Genomic DNA, 15,644 nt, shown 5'->3' with positions numbered 1-15,644 from the left:
GAAGCGCGTGCGCAGTTCGATGGAAGGAAGCGCGCGCGCCGCAGGCGGGTGGATCGAAGCCGATCGCGAAGGTCTCGCGATCAGCTCTCCAGGTACCCCTTCAAGGCACGGCTGCGGCTCGGGTGGCGCAGCTTGCGGAGCGCCTTCGCCTCGATCTGGCGAATGCGCTCTCGCGTCACGTCGAAGTCCTGGCCGACTTCTTCGAGCGTCCTGTTCGTCTTCTCGCCGATCCCGAAGCGCATGCGGAGCACGCGGGCTTCGCGGGGCGCCAGGGTCGAGAGAAGCTCGCGAGTGTGTTCCGCGAGGCTCGACTGGATGACGGCGTCCTGGGGATTGACGGCGTTCGGGTCTTCGATGAAGTCCGACAGGCGACCGTCGTCCTCCTCGCCGACCGGCGTCTCGAGACTGATCGGATCGTTCGCGATCCGGAGGACCATCCGGACCTTCTCGAGCGGGAGTTCGAGGGTTTCCGAGAGCTCCTCGGGCTGGGGCTCACGCCCGAGCACCTGCACGAGCTGGCGAGTCGCGCGGACCAGCTTGTGAATCGTCTCGATCATGTGGACCGGGATTCGGATCGTGCGCGCCTGATCGGCGATCGCCCGGGTGATCGCCTGGCGGATCCACCACGTCGCGTAGGTCGAGAACTTGTATCCGCGGCGCCACTCGAACTTGTCGACGGCCTTCATCAGGCCGATGTTGCCCTCCTGGATCAGGTCCAGGAACTGCAGGCCGCGGTTGTTGTATTTCTTGGCGATCGAGACGACGAGCCGGAGGTTGGCCTCGATCAGCTCGCTCTTCGCCTCCTGAGCGCTCGCCGCCGTCGCATCGACCTGGACGAGGATCGCGTCGAGCTCGTCCCGGCGAAGACCCGAGTCCTCCTCGAGCCGCAGCCGAAAGACTTCGACATTCGCGAGCTGATGGACGCCTTCGTCGATCACGTCGCGATCACCACCCAGTCGTTCGAAGGCCTGCTTGCCGCCGGCGCTTCGCTTCTTCGACTGCTCGGCCATGACCGCGAACTCGTCCGCGGACATTTCGAAGGCCTTGGCGATCTGTCCCGCACGCTCGTCGAGCAGCCGGTGGCTCTCGTGCATCTCCCGCAGGCAGCGATCGAGCTCGTTGTAGCGCTCGCGACTGACCCGATGGGTGCGAAGAGCCTTCGCCGCGTCTTCGAAGAGCGCCGCAACCTCCGCCTCGCATGCGAGCCGGTCGTCCTTGGTCATCGCGGTTCGGTCCAGCTCGCGCCGACGCTCGACGACGCCGTGTTCGATCTTCTCGAGGCCGCCGATCGCCTGGAGGAACTTCTTGCGCGTGACGTCGACCGGCGGCGCGTCCTCGTCGTCGAGCCCGTCGACGACCTTCTTGAGATCGAGGTCGCCGGACTGGACCTGCGCGCCGAGCTCGATCATCCGCCGCAGGCAGTAGGGGTTCGAGATCAGCGCGGTGAGGTGGGCGTCCACCGCCTGCTCGATCCGCTGGGCGATCTCGACTTCGCCTTCCCGCGTGAGCAGGGAGACCTGCCCCATCTCGCGGAGATAGACGCGAACCGGATCGGCGCTCCCAGCGTCGTCACTGGCGCTCGTCGCCTTCTTCTTCGGCTTGCGCTTCGGTCGCTCTTCTTCCGTCGGAGCGACGGTACGCGCGAGCGGAATGTCGTTTTCGCGCAGCACGGACAGGACACCATCGAGATCGTCGCGCCCGAGCGCGCCGTCTTCGAATGCGGTCGCGAGATCGTCGCGGTTGACCTCGCCCTTCTCTTCGCCGACTTCGATCAATCGGCGCACGGCATCGAACTCGAGGAGCGCTTCACGATCGAGCGGGCCGCGTTCTTCTTCGACCTTCGCGGTCGCTGCGTCGGCCGTTTTCTTGCGCGAGGGCTTCCGACTGGTCGTGGTCTTGGCGTCGGCCGTCTTCTTGCGCGCGCGCGTCGGCGACTTCTTCTTCGGCGCAGTCGTCGACTTCTTTTCCGCCGGAGAGGAAGTCCTGGCAGATGCCGAGGTCGACTTCGATTTGGCGGACCCGGCCTTCGCGCTCACGGCACGTGACTTGCGCTTGCGTCGCGGCGCAGCGCCAGACTCGATCGCGTTCGCGTCGGTGAGCGATGCGATCGTGGCATCCCCATCGAGATCGGAAGACTGCGCGCGGTCGGCGACAGACTCCGTATTGGGCGCATTCGAGGCCATTGGGGGGGTCCTCCGTAGGCTCACAAATCTTACTTCCGATTCCGAAGTTCCGCCGCCTCCCCAGCGTGTTCAGAATCGTCCTTCACTACATTGCCTATGCACTGCCACTTTCGTGAGTAGGCTGTGAAGCGTCGGTCCGGGTCGTGCTCCCGACGCCCATTCGGGCCCGCCGCTCCTGAAGCTGCTTCTGCTTCTCAGCTAGGAGTGCATCCTGATCCGCATTCGGGTCGCGCATTCTTTGATTCAAGTCTCGCTGACGCGCGTCGAGTCGGCGGCGCTCGAACCATCCGACGACGTCGTCGAACACCTGCTCAGCGCTTGCATCTTCGTCGAAGGGTGTGTCATCGACCGAAATTTCCCGCAGGCGACGCTGTGCCTCAGCGTCCATGCGGGATTCGATGGCGACCGGGTCCACGCCCTTCTGATCACCCGTTACTAACAGGCCCTCTTCCGCTGCCTCCAGGATCTGCAGGATGATCGACTTCCATGCCCCGACGGGCAGGATCTCCTGGAGAGTGAGTGCCGTTTCATCGCTGATCAGGTCGGGACGTTCCAGACAGAGTCGCGCGAGTGCCCTGAGCTGTCGCTCTTCGGGCTGATCGCGGCGCGCACGCGCAAGACCTAACGCTTCGGCGTCGACCTGCGGGGCATCCTTCGAACCACGCGCTGCGTCACGAACGATCGCGCCGACCGCTGGGATCGAAGCGTCCACGGCCATCGCGAGGCGCCTGACGTACTCGTCACGCGATACGGCGTCCGAGACCCGCGCGATCAGAGGTGCCACGTGGGCAACCACGTCGGCCTTCTGGTCGGGAGTCGCAACTCCTTGACGCAGCGCGTTGCGGATCGAGAGTTCGAGCGCGTCCGGGGCCTCGTCCACGAGCTTCTTCAACGCGTCCGCGCCGAACTCGTTCAGGTAGTCGTCGGGATCGGCGCCACCTGGGATGAGTGCGGCCCGAACTCGCAACCCATGGGGAAGCAGGACGGCCAGGGCCTTCTCGGTGGCCGCTTGTCCGGCCGCGTCGCCGTCGAAGACCAGCACCACCTCCTTGGTCCGCCGGAGGAGCTGCGAGCCGTGTTCCGAGGTGAGCGCGGTCCCGCACGTCGCGAGCGCTTCGCCCAACCCGGCGCGAGCGAAGGCGATCCGGTCGAAGTACCCCTCACAGAGAATCACGCGCTTGGCCCGGCGGATCGGTTCGAGCGCAGCCGGGTAGCCGTAGAGCGCCTGGCGCTTCCGGAACACCGGCGACTCCGGCGTGTTCCAGTACTTGGGCTCCTGGTCGGCCTCGAGCGCACGACCTCCGAAGCCGATCACACGCCCGCGCACGTCCTCGATCGGGAAGGTGAGACGGCCTCGGATCCGGTCGTAGTAGCCCTGGCCCGACTTGCGCTCGGAGAGCAGGCCGCCCTGGACGGCAGCATCGCCGTCGACGCGCGCCTCGCGCAGGCGCACGGCGACCGCGTCCCAGCGTGCGGGTGCGAACCCGATCCCGAACTCGTCGGCGGTCTTGCCGTCGAAGCCGCGGGAGACCAGATAGGCGCGCGCGATCTTGCCTTCGGGCGTACGCAGCGCCTCACGGTAGAGGGCCTGGGCGAGCTCGTTCGCCTTGAAGATTTGCGCCGAGAGGCCGACGTCGCGGCCGGCGCCGCGCTCTTCCTCGATCTCGACCCCGAGTTCGCTGGCGAGATTCCGAGCGGCCTCGGGGAAGGTCAGCCCCTCGTGCTCCATCAGGAAGCTGATGACGTTGCCGCCCTTGCCACAGCCGAAGCAGTGGAAGATCTGGCGGTCTGCGTTGACGTTGAAGCTCGGGGTCTTCTCGTTGTGGAAGGGGCAGAGTCCCTTCCAGTTCGGACCCGCCTGCTTCAGCTCGACGTAGCGAGAGATGAGGGAGACGATGTCCGCCCTGTCTCGGATTTCCTGGATGGTCGATTCCGGGATCAAATCCGTCCTCTCGCCCCCGAAGCGAGCATGTCAGTTCATGCTGCGCCGCATCTTCTTGAGCGCGCGCTTGCGCGCCGCCGCTTCCTTCTTCTTCTTCCGGATGCTCGGCTTGTCGTAGTACTCGCGCCGCCGCAGCTCCGTCAGGATGCCCGCCTTCTCGCAGGACTTCTTGAAGCGCTTCATGGCGCCTTCGAAGGATTCGCTTTCCTTGATCTTGATCACCGGCATGTTCTTCTCCCTCGCCGTCGAAGGGAACCAACCAACACGCGTTCGTCCGACGCGCTCTCGCGCGGACTCGTGTGAGTAACCCGGGGGTCCTCTTCGTGGCAGGCGAATCCGTTCGCCGCGCCACGCTCGCGTGTTCGTTGCCTCCTGGCCGCCCTTCGGCTGCCTCTACGGCGCTCTTGTCGTTCCGTGTTCCTGATCGGCCGCCCCTCGCGGAGGTACGGCCGGATGATCGTCTGTTTCTCGCGCCCGGAGATCCCGGTCACCCGCGATCGCTGGGCCATTCCCACCCCGAGGTGGTCGTGGGCGCGAAAGGCGCAGACCCTAGCAGAGGGGTTCAGACGGCTCAATTTGCCCCGAAGGGGACGGGGCGTGTCAGCCCGGTTCCCCCGCAGGGGGTCGCACCGGGATGCCCGCGGCGAGGAGCTCCGCCTTGACCTCGCCGACCGTCGTCTCCTTGAAGTGGAAGATCGAGGCCGCGAGCGCCGCCTGGCAGTGGCCGCCCTCCGGCCCGTCGTCCAGGGCGGTCGCCAGATCCGCCGCGCTGCCACCGCCACCGCTCGCGATCACGGGGATCGTGATCCGATCCGCGACGGCCCGGAGCATCGCCAGGTCGTAGCCGCTCTTGGTCCCGTCGCGATCCATGCTGGTCAGGAGGATCTCGCCGGCGCCGCGCTCCGCCACCTGTGCCGCCCACTCGACCGCGTCGATTCCGGTCTCGTTCCGACCGCCATGGGTGAACACCTCCCAACGCGGCGTCTCGCCCTCGCCGGAGACCTGCTTGGCATCGATCGCGACCACCAGATTCGCGCTGCCGATCTTGGCCGCGGCGTCGTCGACCAGATCCGGATTCTTGATCGCCGCGGTCATGATCGAGACCTTGTCCGCGCCCGCGTTCAGCAGATCACGGATGTCCTGGAGCGAGCGCACGCCGCCGCCCACGCAGAGCGGCATGAACACGCTCTCCGCGGTCCTCGCCACGACGTCGAGCAGGATGTTCCGCTCCTCGTGGCTCGCGGTGATGTCGAGGAAGGTGATCTCGTCCGCTTCCTGCTCGTCGTACCGCTTCGCGACTTCGACGGGGTCGCCGGCGTCCACGTGGTCCACGTACTTCACGCCCTTCACGACGCGACCCTGGTCGACGTCGAGGCAGGGGATGATGCGCTTCCTGAGTCCGTGTCCGGCGCGCTCGCTCATGGCTCGCTCAGGCGCCTCCTTCTTCGAGCGCGGCCACCGCCGCGAGCGCCTCGTCGAGATCGACGGCACCGGTATAGATCGCACGACCGGCGATCACGCCGCAGATGCCCTTCGAACGCTCGGCGGCGGAGTCGACGATGTCCTGCACCGTCGCGACGCCGCCCGAGACGATCACGGGAATCGTGAGCGCCTCCGCGAGGGCGGCGGTCTGCGGGATGTTCGGTCCGGTCAACATGCCGTCGCGGGCGATGTCGGTGTAGACGATCGCGGCGACGCCGGCGTCTTCGAAACGCCTGCCGAGCTCGATGGCGGTCGTCTCGCTCGCTTCGAGCCAACCCTCGACCGCCACCCTGCCATCCCGTGCATCGATCCCGACGACGATCTTCTCGGGGTGTGCCGCGGCCGCCTTCCGCACGAGCTCGGGATCGCGGAGCGCGACGGTTCCGAGGATCACGCGATCGAGTCCCCAGGAGAGCGCGGTCTCGATCCCGGCCATGTCTCGAAGGCCGCCACCGAGCTGGACGGGGACGTCGCCGACCTCCGCGAGAATGCGACGGACCGGCTCCTCGGCCATCGGGCGTCCGGCCTTCGCCCCTTCCAGGTCGACCACGTGGAGACGCTTGATTCCGGCTGCGTGGAAGCGCTTCGCGACGTTCGCGGGATCCGCGTCGTAGACGGTCGCCTGGTCGTAGTCGCCCTGGGCGAGGCGAACGGCAGAGCCCTCCAGCAGGTCGATCGCCGGGATGAGTTCGAAACCTGCCATCAGCTCTGGTCCAGCCATGCGCGATAGGCATCGAGGAGACGCTTGCCTGCGGACTGGCTCTTCTCCGGGTGGAACTGAATTGCGAACACGTTCCCCTTGGCGACCGCGGCCGTGAACGTCCCGCCGTATTCCGCGCGACCGACGATGATCGATTCGTCGGTCGGCTCGGGACGGTACGAATGGACGAAGTAGTAGACGTCGCGCTCGGGCAGCGCCTGCACCATCGGGTGGTCGCCGGAAGCGCCGCGGCCCCTGGAATAGATCACTTCGTTCCAACCGATGTGCGGGACGACGAGCGGTCGACCGTCCTCGTCCTTCTCGGGAAAGCGCGTCACGCGACCGGCGAGCTGACCGAGGCCGGGGGTGATCCCGTGTTCGGTGCCCTCTTCGAAGAGGAGCTGGAGGCCGAAGCAGATCCCGAGATAGGGACGCCCGCCGCTCGTCACTTCCTTGATCGCATCGGTGAGACCCGCGGCTTCGAGCGCCATCACCGCATCCCGGAATGCGCCGACCCCCGGAAGCAGGACACCGTCCGCTCCGCGCACGACCGCGGGATCGCTCGTCACGACCGGCTCGAGGTCACTTCGCTCGAGAGCCTTCGCGACGGAACGGATATTCCCTGCGCCGTAGTCGACGAGGGCGATTCTGGGGGGCTTGTTCGCGGCCATCGAAAGCTAGAGCGCCCCCTTCACCGTCGGCAGTCCCGTCTCGCGCGGATCGATCGCGACCGCCTCGCGGAGCGCGCGGGCCACGCCCTTGAACGCCGCCTCGACGACGTGGTGGGGGCTCTTGCCGTACCGCTTCTCGATGTGGAGATCGAGACCGGCGCTCTGGCTGAAGGCGTACATGAAATCTTCGGTCAGCGTCCCGTCGAAGCTCGCGATCATCGGGTTGTCCATCTCGAGCTGGTAGACGAGATAGGGACGGTTCGAGACGTCGACCGCGACCTCGACCTTCGCTTCGGCCATCGGAAGCAGACAGGATCCGAATCGCTTGATCCCCGTCGCGGAACCGAGCGCTTCGCGGAAGGCCTGGCCGAGGGAGATGCCGACGTCCTCCACGGTGTGGTGGAGGTCGACCTCGATGTCGCCCTTGGCCTGGACCTCGAGGTCGAAGAGGGCGTGGCGACCGAAGCTCTCGAGCATGTGGTCGAAGAAGGGAATCCCCGTCGAGATGTCGTACTGACCGGTGCCGTCCAGATCGATCCGGATCCGGATGTCGGTCTCCTTGGTCTTGCGGGCGATCGTCGCGACACGGCGCGCGCCGGCCGCGTCCTGCGCAGTCGAAGACATGGGGATGGCTCCAGGGGCGGGGGGAGGCCCCCCTGACGGGGGATGGTGACGGGGCGTGCTCGAGTTCCGGGTCGTTCGGGCGGGCGCCCGGGGGCGGGAAGGCCCGGAACGTCGGGATCTTACAGGCTTTTTCGGATTCTCGCAGAGCCGCCGCGTGCGGCGGCGGAAACGAAAGCGGCGGCGCCCTCTGGGGACGCCGCCGGCTTCGAGATCGACTCGCTGAAGGCGCGAATCAGAGCTCGAGGTCCCGTGCGGCCTCCCGCTCACGTCGTGCACGGCGGATCTTGGCCAGCCGGAGCTCGACCGACGCGCCGTGACCCGTCAGGCCCTCGACGTTGGCGAGGCGGACGATGTCCGCGCCGAGCTCCCGGAGCTTGGGCGGCTCGAACTTCATGAAGCTCGTGCGCTTGAGGAAGTCCTCCACCGAGAGCGGAGAGAAGAAGCGCGCCGTGCCCCCTGTGGGGAGCACGTGGTTCGGGCCCGCCATGTAGTCGCCGACGGCGACCGGCGTGTAGTGGCCCAGGAAGATCGCGCCGGCGTTCTCGATCTCCTTCGAGATCTTTTCCGGATCCTCGACGGCGAGGACGAGGTGCTCGGACGCGTACTCCTCGGAGAGCCGGATCGACTCCTCGAGATTCTTGGTCTGGATGATCGCGCCCCGTGCCTTGATCGACTTCTTGGCGATGTCGGCGCGGTCGAGATCCTTGAGCTGCCGCGTGAGCTGCTCCTGGACGCGCGTGATCAGACCCTTCACGTGGGTGATCAGCACGGCCTGGGCGAGCTCGTCGTGCTCGGCCTGCGAGAGGAGATCCGCGGCGAGCCACGCGGGCGTCGCGCTCTTGTCCGCGACGATGCAGACCTCGGTCGGGCCGGCTTCGCTGTCGATTCCGACCTGCCCGAAGACCTGCTTCTTGGCGGTCGCGACCCAGACGGAGCCGGGGCCGGTGATCTTGTCGACGCGCGGAACGGAGTCGGTTCCGTAGGCGAGGGCAGCGACGGCGTGCGCCCCACCCATCTTGAAGACGCGGTGGACGCCCGCGACCTTCGCCGCCATCAGGACCTCCGGCGTGATCGAGCCGTCTTCGCGAGGCGGCGTGACCATCACGATCTCGGGCACCTCGACGACCGAGGCCGGAATCGCGTTCATCACGACGGAAGACGGATAGAGCGCCTTGCCGCCCGGAACGTAGAGACCGACGCGAGCGAGGGGACGCACGCGCTGTCCCATGTACCCGCCGCCTTCCTCGCGCATCTCCCAGGAGGAGGGGATCCGCTTGCGGTGGAACTCCCGGACGCGCATCGCGGCCTTGCCGATCGCCGCGCGATCCGCGCTGTCGACCTGGTCGCAGCCCTGTTCCCACTCTTCCGGCGTGACTTCGAGGTCGTCGAGGGCGGCGCCGTCGAACTTCTTCACGAAGCCGAGGAGCGCGTCGTCGCCCTTGTCGCGGACGGCGGCGATGATCTTCGCCACGTCCTCTTCCACGTCGAGCACGGAGTCCACTCGCCGATCGCAGACCGACTTCCAGTCGTCTGCGAACTTCGCGTCGTCACTCTTGAAGACGCGCATCAATTTCGTCGCTTTGGCGGCCATGTCTGCCTACCTCCTGTCGCGGCGGGGCGAGCCTGATTCTCCTTCGATGCCCCGTTTCGCGACGGCGTCCGCTCCCGCGGATCGCGTTGGTTCGGGCCGGTCGATGCCGGCGATTGTCTCGTCGATCCTTCGTCTACGGCCAGCGGGCTCCCACGACCCGGGGTCTGCTCGCCAGGTCGAATCGCCGTTCCACGTCCGTGAATCCTGCTTCTTTCAACAGCCCTTCGACTTCGTCTGCCTGTTCGGGGGAGAGCTCGATTCCGAGCCAGCCACCCGGGGAGAGATGATCGCCTGCTTCCGCCACCAATCGCCGGATCACATCCAGCCCGTCCGACCCTGCGAAGAGCGCCATCTCGGGTTCATGTGAAAGCTCCGGAGGAAGCGACCCCTCGTCCGCGCGCGCCACGTAGGGCGGGTTCGAAACGATCAGGTCGAAATGCTCCTTTGCCACCGGCTCGAAGAGGTCGCCTTCCACGAAGCGGATCCTCTCTCCCGTACGCAACTCGTCGGCATTTTCCGCTGCAATCTGAAGCGCCGCGGGGGACAAGTCGCTCGCGACCAGCTCGGCGTGGGGAAGCTCCGACGCCAAAGCGAGGGCAATCGCACCCGACCCGGTCCCGATATCCAGGATCCGCAGGGTTCCTTCCTTTTCAGGAAGTTGCGCCGCTTCTTGCGAAGCCCCGTTCGCCTTCGAGAGGGCCCACTCGACGAGGGTCTCGGTCTCCGGCCGGGGTGTCAGGACGTCGCCCGTGACCTTGAAGGCCAGGGACCAGAACTCGCGCTCCCCGAGCAGCTGGGACACCGGGATCCGATCCTGGGCCCGCCGCTGGACGAGCGCCCGGTACGCGTCCCGCTCCTCTTGCAGGACCGGCTTCTCGTAGTCGATGTAGAGGCGCAGCCGCTCGGTCTCGAGGGCGTGGGCGAGCAGGACCTCCGCGTCGAGCCGCGCACTCTCGATCCCGGACCGCTTGAAGTAGTCGGTGGTCCAGGTGAGCAGCTCGAGAACGGTCCAGGTCTTGTCCTTGCCACTGGCGCCGGCGGCGCTCACGAAGCGGCCTCGTCGCCACCGGGCGAGACCTCGCCCTCCTTCGCCGCGGCGATGTTCGAGTGGACCGCGTTCAGCAGCTCTTCCATCTCGCCCGCCATGACGGCGTCGAGCTTGTGGAGGGTGACACCGGCGCGATGGTCGGTCACTCGGGACTGCGGGAAGTTGTAGGTCCGGATCTTCTCGGAACGTTCCCCCGTTCCGACCTGCGAGCGTCGCTCGCTCGAGCGCTCCGCCGCGAGGCGCTCCTGCTCGGCTTCGTAGAGGCGCGAACGAAGGACGGTCATCGCCTTCGCCTTGTTCTTGTGCTGCGACTTCTCGTCCTGGCACTGGACGACGAGGCCGGTCGGGATGTGCGTGATCCGTACGGCGGAGTCCGTCGTGTTGACGCTCTGGCCGCCGGGACCGCCCGCGCGCATCACGTCGATCCGGAGGTCCTCGTTCTTGATCTCGACATCGACCTCTTCCGCTTCCGGCATCACGGCGACGGTCACCGTCGACGTGTGGATGCGTCCCTGGCTCTCGGTCGCGGGGACGCGCTGGACGCGATGGACGCCCTTTTCGTACTTGAAGCGGCTGAATACGTCGGTTCCGGAGATCGAGGCGATGATCTCCTTGAAGCCGCCGCCATCGGTCTCGGACGACGACATCGTGTCGATCTTCCAGCCGAGTCCCTCGGCGTACCGTGTGTACATGCGGAAGAGATCCGCCGCGAAGAGGGCCGCCTCGTCGCCGCCGGTCCCGGCGCGGATCTCGAAGATCGCGTTCTTCTCGTCGTTCGGATCCTTCGGCGTGAGCAGGATCCGCAGCTCGGTCTCGAGCTCGGGGACGAGCGCTTCGAGACGCTCGACGTCGTCGCGCGCGAGCTCCTGCATCTCCGGATCGTCGTCCTCGAGCATCGCCTTCGCGTCGTCGAGCTCCGCGACCGCCGCCTTGTACTTCCCGCCGGTCTCGAGGAGCGGACGCAGCGCCCCGAGCCGCTTCCCGATCTTCTCGATCGCACCGGGCTGCTTGCCGACGTCCGGATCCGAGAGCTGGTTCTCGAGATCGCGCGAACGCGCTTCGGCTTCGGCGATTCTTTCGAGGAAATCGGGCACGGTGGCTCTCGGAGTCGGGCGTGGGGCGGGCCGCGGAGTGGAACGGGGCGCTTCAGGGCGCGGGAGCTCCGGGCGCGAACCCGCAATTCCTGCTGCGATTCCGGGGGGTTCCGGGGCAGGGCGGGCGCGGCGGAGATTAATCGGGGGGCGGGGAGGGTGCAAGGACGGACGGTGAGGCATGACCCGAACGGGCGTGAATCACGGAGCCTCGGCTGGGATACCGTCGGGACGGATCTCATCGGGCACGCCCGGTGGCCCACCGGGAGACCGACCATGACCACGATCGATCCGCAGATCCGCAGCGCTCGCCCGTCGGAGACGAGCGAGACGGTCGCCTGCATCGTGGCCGCCTTCATCGCCGACCCGCTCTGCCGTTTCGCGTGGCCCTCGCCGCATCAGTACCTGGAAGGCATGCCGCGCGCGGCGGAGGCCTTCGGCGGCGCGAGCGTTGCCGAGGGGACGACCGACGTCGCGGACGCCTTCCACGGCGCCGGCCTCTGGATGGCGCCGGGCGTCCACCCGGACGGCGAGGCCCTCGAGCAGGCCTTCCGCGAGACCGCGCAGGCCGAGCACCTCGACGCGCTCCTCGAGACCTTCGAGCAGATGGACCGCTGGCATCCCGAAGAGGACCACTGGTACCTGCCGTTGATCGGCGTCGAGCCGAACGCGCAGGGCCGGGGGATCGGCGCGGCGTTGATGCGCCACGCGACGGAGCGCGCCGATGCCGACGGACTGCCGTGCTACCTGGAGTCGTCGAATCCGCGCAACATCTCGCTCTACGAGCGTCATGGCTTCGAACGCATGGGCGAGATCCGGGTCGGTGCGGGGCCACTGGTCACACCGATGTGGCGACCGGCGCGATAGACGGGACGAAGATCGAACTCTGGGGAGAACGGAATTGTCGATCGCAGAGCTGGGCTCGCTGGGCGAATTCGTCGGCTCGATCGCCGTCGTCGTGACCCTGGTCATCCTGATCTTCCAGGTCCGCGGCGCGCGGACCGAGCTGTCCCGCCAGATGACGCGCGACATCAAGCGGCATAACAACGAGGCGTTCCACCAGCTGACCCGGAACCCGGAGCTCGCCGACCTGCACGTGCGCGGCCAGCGCGATTTTTTCGCGCTGGCCGAGACCGAGCGCGTCACCTGGATGCTCTGGCTCTTCACCTGGATCAACCAGACCGAAGACGGCTGGCTCGCGCGCAAGCGAGGCATTCCCGGCATGGACTGGGTGGACACCTACGTCCTGGGCGTCGCCCTCGTCCTGCGGAGCGAGGGGGGTCGGCAGGCGTGGAAGGCGATCTGCGGGTTCTACGAGGCGGACTTCGTTCGGGCGCTCGAGCAGGTGGTCGCAGAAGACTCGACCACCTGGTTGGAGACGCTGCCGTCGGCAGGCGATTCAGCATGACACGCGTCCCCCTCGCGCTTCGTCGAAAGCGGCGGTGTCTTCACCGTGGAGGGCTCATCGATCCGCCGGGACGGCTATCTTGATGCGATCTCGCCGACCCCATCGGAGATCGACATGCGACTTCTCTTTCTGGCATTCGCCTTCGCCCTTGTCGTTGCGTCCACCGCAGGCGCACAATCAGGCGAGCCCGGACTCGCGCCGAGCATCTCCCCGAGCGAGCTGAGTGCGCGCCGCACGGCCGGAGACGCACCGATCGTCGTCGACGTGCGGTCCCCCGAAGAGTTCGCGCGGGGACACATCCCGGGCGCGGTGAACATCTCCTGGGAAGAGCCCGAGAAGATCGCCGCGCTCGACGCGCCCAACGGGGTCGCGCTCTACTGCATGGTCGGGCCACGCGCGCGCAAGGGCGAAGCCGCGCTCCTGGCGCTCGGGATCGACGGCGTCCTCCACATCGAGGGAGGGCTCTCCGCCTGGATGAGCGCCGGTCTCCCGGTCGACGGAGCGAACTGAGCCGCGTGACCCTCGAGCAGCTCGGCAACATCGGCGAGTTCGTCGCCGCGATCGCAACCCTGGTCACCCTCGCCTATCTCGCGGTCCAGGTACGGCAGAGCAACATCGTCACGCGAGAGCAGGCCCAGTACCACATGCTCCAGAACCAGATCCGCTATTTCGACGAGATCGCGGAGAACGCGGATTTCGTACGCACGGTCTACGGTGTCGACCTGACCGACGAGGAGGTTCGCTTCCGGCAGCATGAAGCGCACGCCGTTTCCCTGCTCTTCCGTTGGAACTGGGAGTACCTGCGCGTCCAGGACGGGATCTACCCGACGGACAGCCTGCCCGTCGACGGCTACCGCTGGCAGTGGAGGACGATCGGCCTCCGCGATCACTGGGATGACAAGAAGGCGTGGTTCGATTCGGAGTTCGTCGCCTTCATGGAACGCGACGTGATTTCCGTCGCAAGCACGGAGTCGACCGGATGAACTGGGAAGCCATCGGCGCGATCGGCGAGATCATCGGCGCGCTCGGCGTGATCATCACGCTCCTCTATCTCGCCAGCCAGCTCCGCCAGAACACGCGCGCGCTCGGCGTGACGAGCATCGACTCGACGACGCAGGTCGGCAACGAAATCCGCTCCCTGATGGCCTCGGATCCCGTGGTGACCGAGCTCTACTACCGCGGCCTCCGAGACCCGGACAGCCTCGACGAGATCGAGCGCGAACGGCTTCGCCTCATCCTGACCAATGCGCTCTGGGCCCTCTGGAACGCGTGGGCGCAGTCCCAGCTCGGCGGACGCGAGTCCTGGACGGCGCAGAAGCACATCCTGACCCGGATGCTCGGCCTGCCCGGCGGCCGCGCGTTCTGGGAGACGAGCCGGGGCGAGTTCGACCCCGGCTTCGCGGCGGAGGTCGATCGACTGATCGGCGACGACGGACCCGGGTGAGCTTCGACCCCGCGGAGAGGTTCGCGATCGACTGATAAAGGGAGGAGCGCCCAGGATGCATCTCGAAGGTTCCTGCCACTGCGGGGCCATCCGCTTCCACCTCGAATCGCCCCACCCCTACCCGTTCAACGTCTGCTACTGCGGCATCTGCCGGAAGACGACGGGCGGCGGGGGCTTCGCCATCAATCTGGGCGGCGAGTTCGAGACCCTCGCTGTGGAAGGCGAGGAGCACGTCCGGGTCTACCAGGCGATGATTCAGAGCGAGGGCGAGAATGCGCCTTCGCAGAGTCCCGCGCGACGCCACTTCTGTGGCGAGTGCGGGACGCATCTCTGGCTCTGGGACCCCCGCTGGCCGAAGCTCATCCATCCCCTGGCGAGCGCGATCGACACCCCGCTTCCGATTCCGCCCGAACGCACCCACCTCATGATCGACTCGAAGGCACCCTGGGTCGAGGTGCACGCCGACCCGCAGGACCGGCAGCATGGCGGCTATCCGGAGGAGTCGATCGCAGCGTGGCACGAACGACTGGGGCTCGCGCGATGAGCAGCGATGACTCCACGATCCGGACCGAGTCGGTCGGCGCTTCGCGGGGCGTCGGCCCTCAGGCCTCGTAGCCCGGGTTCTCCCGATCCACGCGTCGCAGCAGCGCCGGCCAGGCGAGCTCCCGCCCGATCGTCGGCAGTCCGAGCTTCACGATCGCCGCGGTCTTCTCCGCCGCCTCCGCCGGCGCCTCGAGCGGCGTCCCCCCGGCCTGCGCCGCGATCTGGGCCTCGCAGGCGCGCTCGAGCATGTACATGCGAAGCCAGGCGTCGGCGACGGTCTCGCCGACGGTCAACGTGCCGTGATTGCGGAGGATCAGCGCGTTCTTGTCACCCAGGTCCCGAACGATCCGCTCACGCTCGTCGAGATCCTCGGCGATCCCCTCGAAGTCGTGATAGGCGACGTCGGCGTGGATCTGGAGCGCGGTCTGGGTGATCGGAAGAAGGCCCTGCGGCTGGGCCGAGACGCCCTGACCCTGGACCGTATGGAGATGGACGACGCAGTGGGCGTCCTCGCGCGACATGTGGACGGCGCTGTGGATCGTGAAGCCGGCCGGGTTCACCGGATACGGTGAGTCGTCGATCTTGTTTCCCTCGACGTCGATCTTCACGAGACTCGAAGCCTGGATCTCCTCGAAGAGAAGGCCGTAGGGATTGATCAGGAAGTGGTCCGTCCCGGGCACGCGCGCGGACAGGTGGGTGAAGATCAGATCATCCCAGCCGTGCAGGGCCACCAGCCGATAGGCGGCGGCCAGGTCGACGCGGACGGCCCACTCCTCGGGCGAGCAGTCGATTCGGGGCTCGGTCAGGTTTTCGGCGGCGGACATCGCAGGTCTCCTCGTTCGGGGGTCGATGGAGGCAGCCTACGCCGCGTCGATCCGGCACACTGCGATCCGGATCGCAGTCTCCCGAAGAATCTC

General features: G+C 67.1%; 17 protein-coding genes. 6 read left to right on the top strand and 11 right to left on the bottom strand.

Annotated features, from left to right (window positions below):
* Positions 1 to 80 precede the first annotated feature (80 nt).
* From rpoD to prfA, 10 genes are all read right to left on the bottom strand, one after another.
* Positions 81 to 2,183: an RNA polymerase sigma factor RpoD gene (gene rpoD, locus NXI30_10470; protein MCR9094629.1), complete on the bottom strand. Its 2,103-nt coding sequence runs from the start codon at positions 2,181 to 2,183 to the stop codon at positions 81 to 83.
* A 94-nt stretch (positions 2,184 to 2,277) separates the two neighbouring features.
* A complete protein-coding gene (dnaG, locus tag NXI30_10465; GenBank protein ID MCR9094628.1) occupies positions 2,278 to 4,125 on the bottom strand; it encodes a DNA primase in 1,848 nt (615 codons plus the stop codon).
* 30 nt (positions 4,126 to 4,155) lie between these two features.
* Positions 4,156 to 4,353: a 30S ribosomal protein S21 gene (rpsU, locus tag NXI30_10460; protein MCR9094627.1), complete on the bottom strand. Its 198-nt coding sequence runs from the start codon at positions 4,351 to 4,353 to the stop codon at positions 4,156 to 4,158.
* A gap of 372 nt (positions 4,354 to 4,725) precedes the next feature.
* Positions 4,726 to 5,547 (bottom strand): imidazole glycerol phosphate synthase subunit HisF, encoded by an 822-nt coding sequence (gene hisF, locus NXI30_10455; GenBank protein MCR9094626.1) that lies wholly within the window; start codon positions 5,545 to 5,547, stop codon positions 4,726 to 4,728.
* A 7-nt stretch (positions 5,548 to 5,554) separates the two neighbouring features.
* Positions 5,555 to 6,310, bottom strand: coding sequence for a 1-(5-phosphoribosyl)-5-[(5-phosphoribosylamino)methylideneamino]imidazole-4-carboxamide isomerase (gene hisA / locus NXI30_10450; protein MCR9094625.1), 756 nt, complete (start codon positions 6,308 to 6,310; stop codon positions 5,555 to 5,557).
* Positions 6,310 to 6,978: an imidazole glycerol phosphate synthase subunit HisH gene (gene hisH / locus NXI30_10445; protein ID MCR9094624.1), complete on the bottom strand. Its 669-nt coding sequence runs from the start codon at positions 6,976 to 6,978 to the stop codon at positions 6,310 to 6,312. Before hisH ends, hisA begins: the two co-directional genes overlap by 1 nt.
* Positions 6,979 to 6,984: 6 nt before the next feature.
* Positions 6,985 to 7,602: an imidazoleglycerol-phosphate dehydratase HisB gene (hisB, locus tag NXI30_10440; GenBank protein ID MCR9094623.1), complete on the bottom strand. Its 618-nt coding sequence runs from the start codon at positions 7,600 to 7,602 to the stop codon at positions 6,985 to 6,987.
* Positions 7,603 to 7,834: 232 nt separating this feature from the next.
* Positions 7,835 to 9,169 carry a histidinol dehydrogenase gene (gene hisD, locus NXI30_10435; GenBank protein MCR9094622.1) on the bottom strand — a complete coding sequence of 445 codons (1,335 nt, stop codon included), beginning with the start codon at positions 9,167 to 9,169 and terminating at the stop codon, positions 7,835 to 7,837.
* Between the two features lie 157 nt (positions 9,170 to 9,326).
* Complete coding sequence (gene prmC / locus NXI30_10430; protein ID MCR9094621.1) at positions 9,327 to 10,241, bottom strand: peptide chain release factor N(5)-glutamine methyltransferase; 915 nt, start codon at positions 10,239 to 10,241, stop codon at positions 9,327 to 9,329.
* On the bottom strand, positions 10,238 to 11,335 hold the full coding sequence (gene prfA, locus NXI30_10425) for a peptide chain release factor 1 (GenBank protein ID MCR9094620.1): 1,098 nt from the start codon (positions 11,333 to 11,335) through the stop codon (positions 10,238 to 10,240). Before prfA ends, prmC begins: the two co-directional genes overlap by 4 nt.
* Before the next feature lie 273 nt (positions 11,336 to 11,608).
* On the opposite strand from prfA, the gene NXI30_10420 reads away from it, so the two are divergent.
* The 6 genes from NXI30_10420 to NXI30_10395 all read left to right on the top strand — a co-directional run bounded on the left by NXI30_10420 (position 11,609) and on the right by NXI30_10395 (position 14,728).
* Positions 11,609 to 12,199: a GNAT family N-acetyltransferase gene (locus NXI30_10420; GenBank protein ID MCR9094619.1), complete on the top strand. Its 591-nt coding sequence runs from the start codon at positions 11,609 to 11,611 to the stop codon at positions 12,197 to 12,199.
* Between the two features lie 34 nt (positions 12,200 to 12,233).
* Complete coding sequence (locus NXI30_10415; GenBank protein MCR9094618.1) at positions 12,234 to 12,740, top strand: hypothetical protein; 507 nt, start codon at positions 12,234 to 12,236, stop codon at positions 12,738 to 12,740.
* 114 nt (positions 12,741 to 12,854) lie between these two features.
* On the top strand, positions 12,855 to 13,250 hold the full coding sequence (locus NXI30_10410) for a rhodanese-like domain-containing protein (protein MCR9094617.1): 396 nt from the start codon (positions 12,855 to 12,857) through the stop codon (positions 13,248 to 13,250).
* 5 nt (positions 13,251 to 13,255) lie between these two features.
* A complete protein-coding gene (locus tag NXI30_10405) occupies positions 13,256 to 13,723 on the top strand; it encodes a hypothetical protein (protein MCR9094616.1) in 468 nt (155 codons plus the stop codon).
* Positions 13,720 to 14,184 carry a hypothetical protein gene (locus NXI30_10400; protein ID MCR9094615.1) on the top strand — a complete coding sequence of 155 codons (465 nt, stop codon included), beginning with the start codon at positions 13,720 to 13,722 and terminating at the stop codon, positions 14,182 to 14,184. The genes NXI30_10405 and NXI30_10400 overlap by 4 nt, the downstream gene beginning before the upstream one ends.
* Before the next feature lie 55 nt (positions 14,185 to 14,239).
* Positions 14,240 to 14,728, top strand: a complete 489-nt coding sequence (locus NXI30_10395) for a GFA family protein (GenBank protein ID MCR9094614.1) — start codon at positions 14,240 to 14,242, stop codon at positions 14,726 to 14,728.
* A gap of 58 nt (positions 14,729 to 14,786) precedes the next feature.
* Here NXI30_10395 and NXI30_10390 read toward each other — a convergent pair whose 3' ends face one another.
* On the bottom strand, positions 14,787 to 15,551 hold the full coding sequence (locus tag NXI30_10390; protein MCR9094613.1) for a class II aldolase/adducin family protein: 765 nt from the start codon (positions 15,549 to 15,551) through the stop codon (positions 14,787 to 14,789).
* Positions 15,552 to 15,644: the final 93 nt, after the last annotated feature.

The organism is bacterium (assembly GCA_024742285.1).
GTDB lineage: Bacteria > Myxococcota_A > UBA9160 > UBA9160 > UBA4427 > UBA4427.
Note: the sequence above shows the minus strand (reverse complement) of the source record. Positions and strands in the feature narration are given on the sequence as shown.

What these genes read in the sequence shown, in the direction of transcription:
- rpoD (MCR9094629.1), bottom strand. Translation starts at nt 2,183, where the DNA reads ATGGCCTCGAATGCGCCCAATACGGAGTCTGTCGCCGACCGCGCGCAG.
- rpsU (MCR9094627.1), bottom strand. Translation starts at nt 4,353, where the DNA reads ATGCCGGTGATCAAGATCAAGGAAAGCGAATCCTTCGAAGGCGCCATG.
- hisF (MCR9094626.1), bottom strand. Translation starts at nt 5,547, where the DNA reads ATGAGCGAGCGCGCCGGACACGGACTCAGGAAGCGCATCATCCCCTGC.
- hisA (MCR9094625.1), bottom strand. Translation starts at nt 6,310, where the DNA reads ATGGCAGGTTTCGAACTCATCCCGGCGATCGACCTGCTGGAGGGCTCT.
- hisH (MCR9094624.1), bottom strand. Translation starts at nt 6,978, where the DNA reads ATGGCCGCGAACAAGCCCCCCAGAATCGCCCTCGTCGACTACGGCGCA.
- hisB (MCR9094623.1), bottom strand. Translation starts at nt 7,602, where the DNA reads ATGTCTTCGACTGCGCAGGACGCGGCCGGCGCGCGCCGTGTCGCGACG.
- hisD (MCR9094622.1), bottom strand. Translation starts at nt 9,169, where the DNA reads ATGCGCGTCTTCAAGAGTGACGACGCGAAGTTCGCAGACGACTGGAAG.
- NXI30_10420 (MCR9094619.1), top strand. Translation starts at nt 11,609, where the DNA reads ATGACCACGATCGATCCGCAGATCCGCAGCGCTCGCCCGTCGGAGACG.
- NXI30_10410 (MCR9094617.1), top strand. Translation starts at nt 12,855, where the DNA reads ATGCGACTTCTCTTTCTGGCATTCGCCTTCGCCCTTGTCGTTGCGTCC.
- NXI30_10400 (MCR9094615.1), top strand. Translation starts at nt 13,720, where the DNA reads ATGAACTGGGAAGCCATCGGCGCGATCGGCGAGATCATCGGCGCGCTC.
- NXI30_10395 (MCR9094614.1), top strand. Translation starts at nt 14,240, where the DNA reads ATGCATCTCGAAGGTTCCTGCCACTGCGGGGCCATCCGCTTCCACCTC.
- NXI30_10390 (MCR9094613.1), bottom strand. Translation starts at nt 15,551, where the DNA reads ATGTCCGCCGCCGAAAACCTGACCGAGCCCCGAATCGACTGCTCGCCC.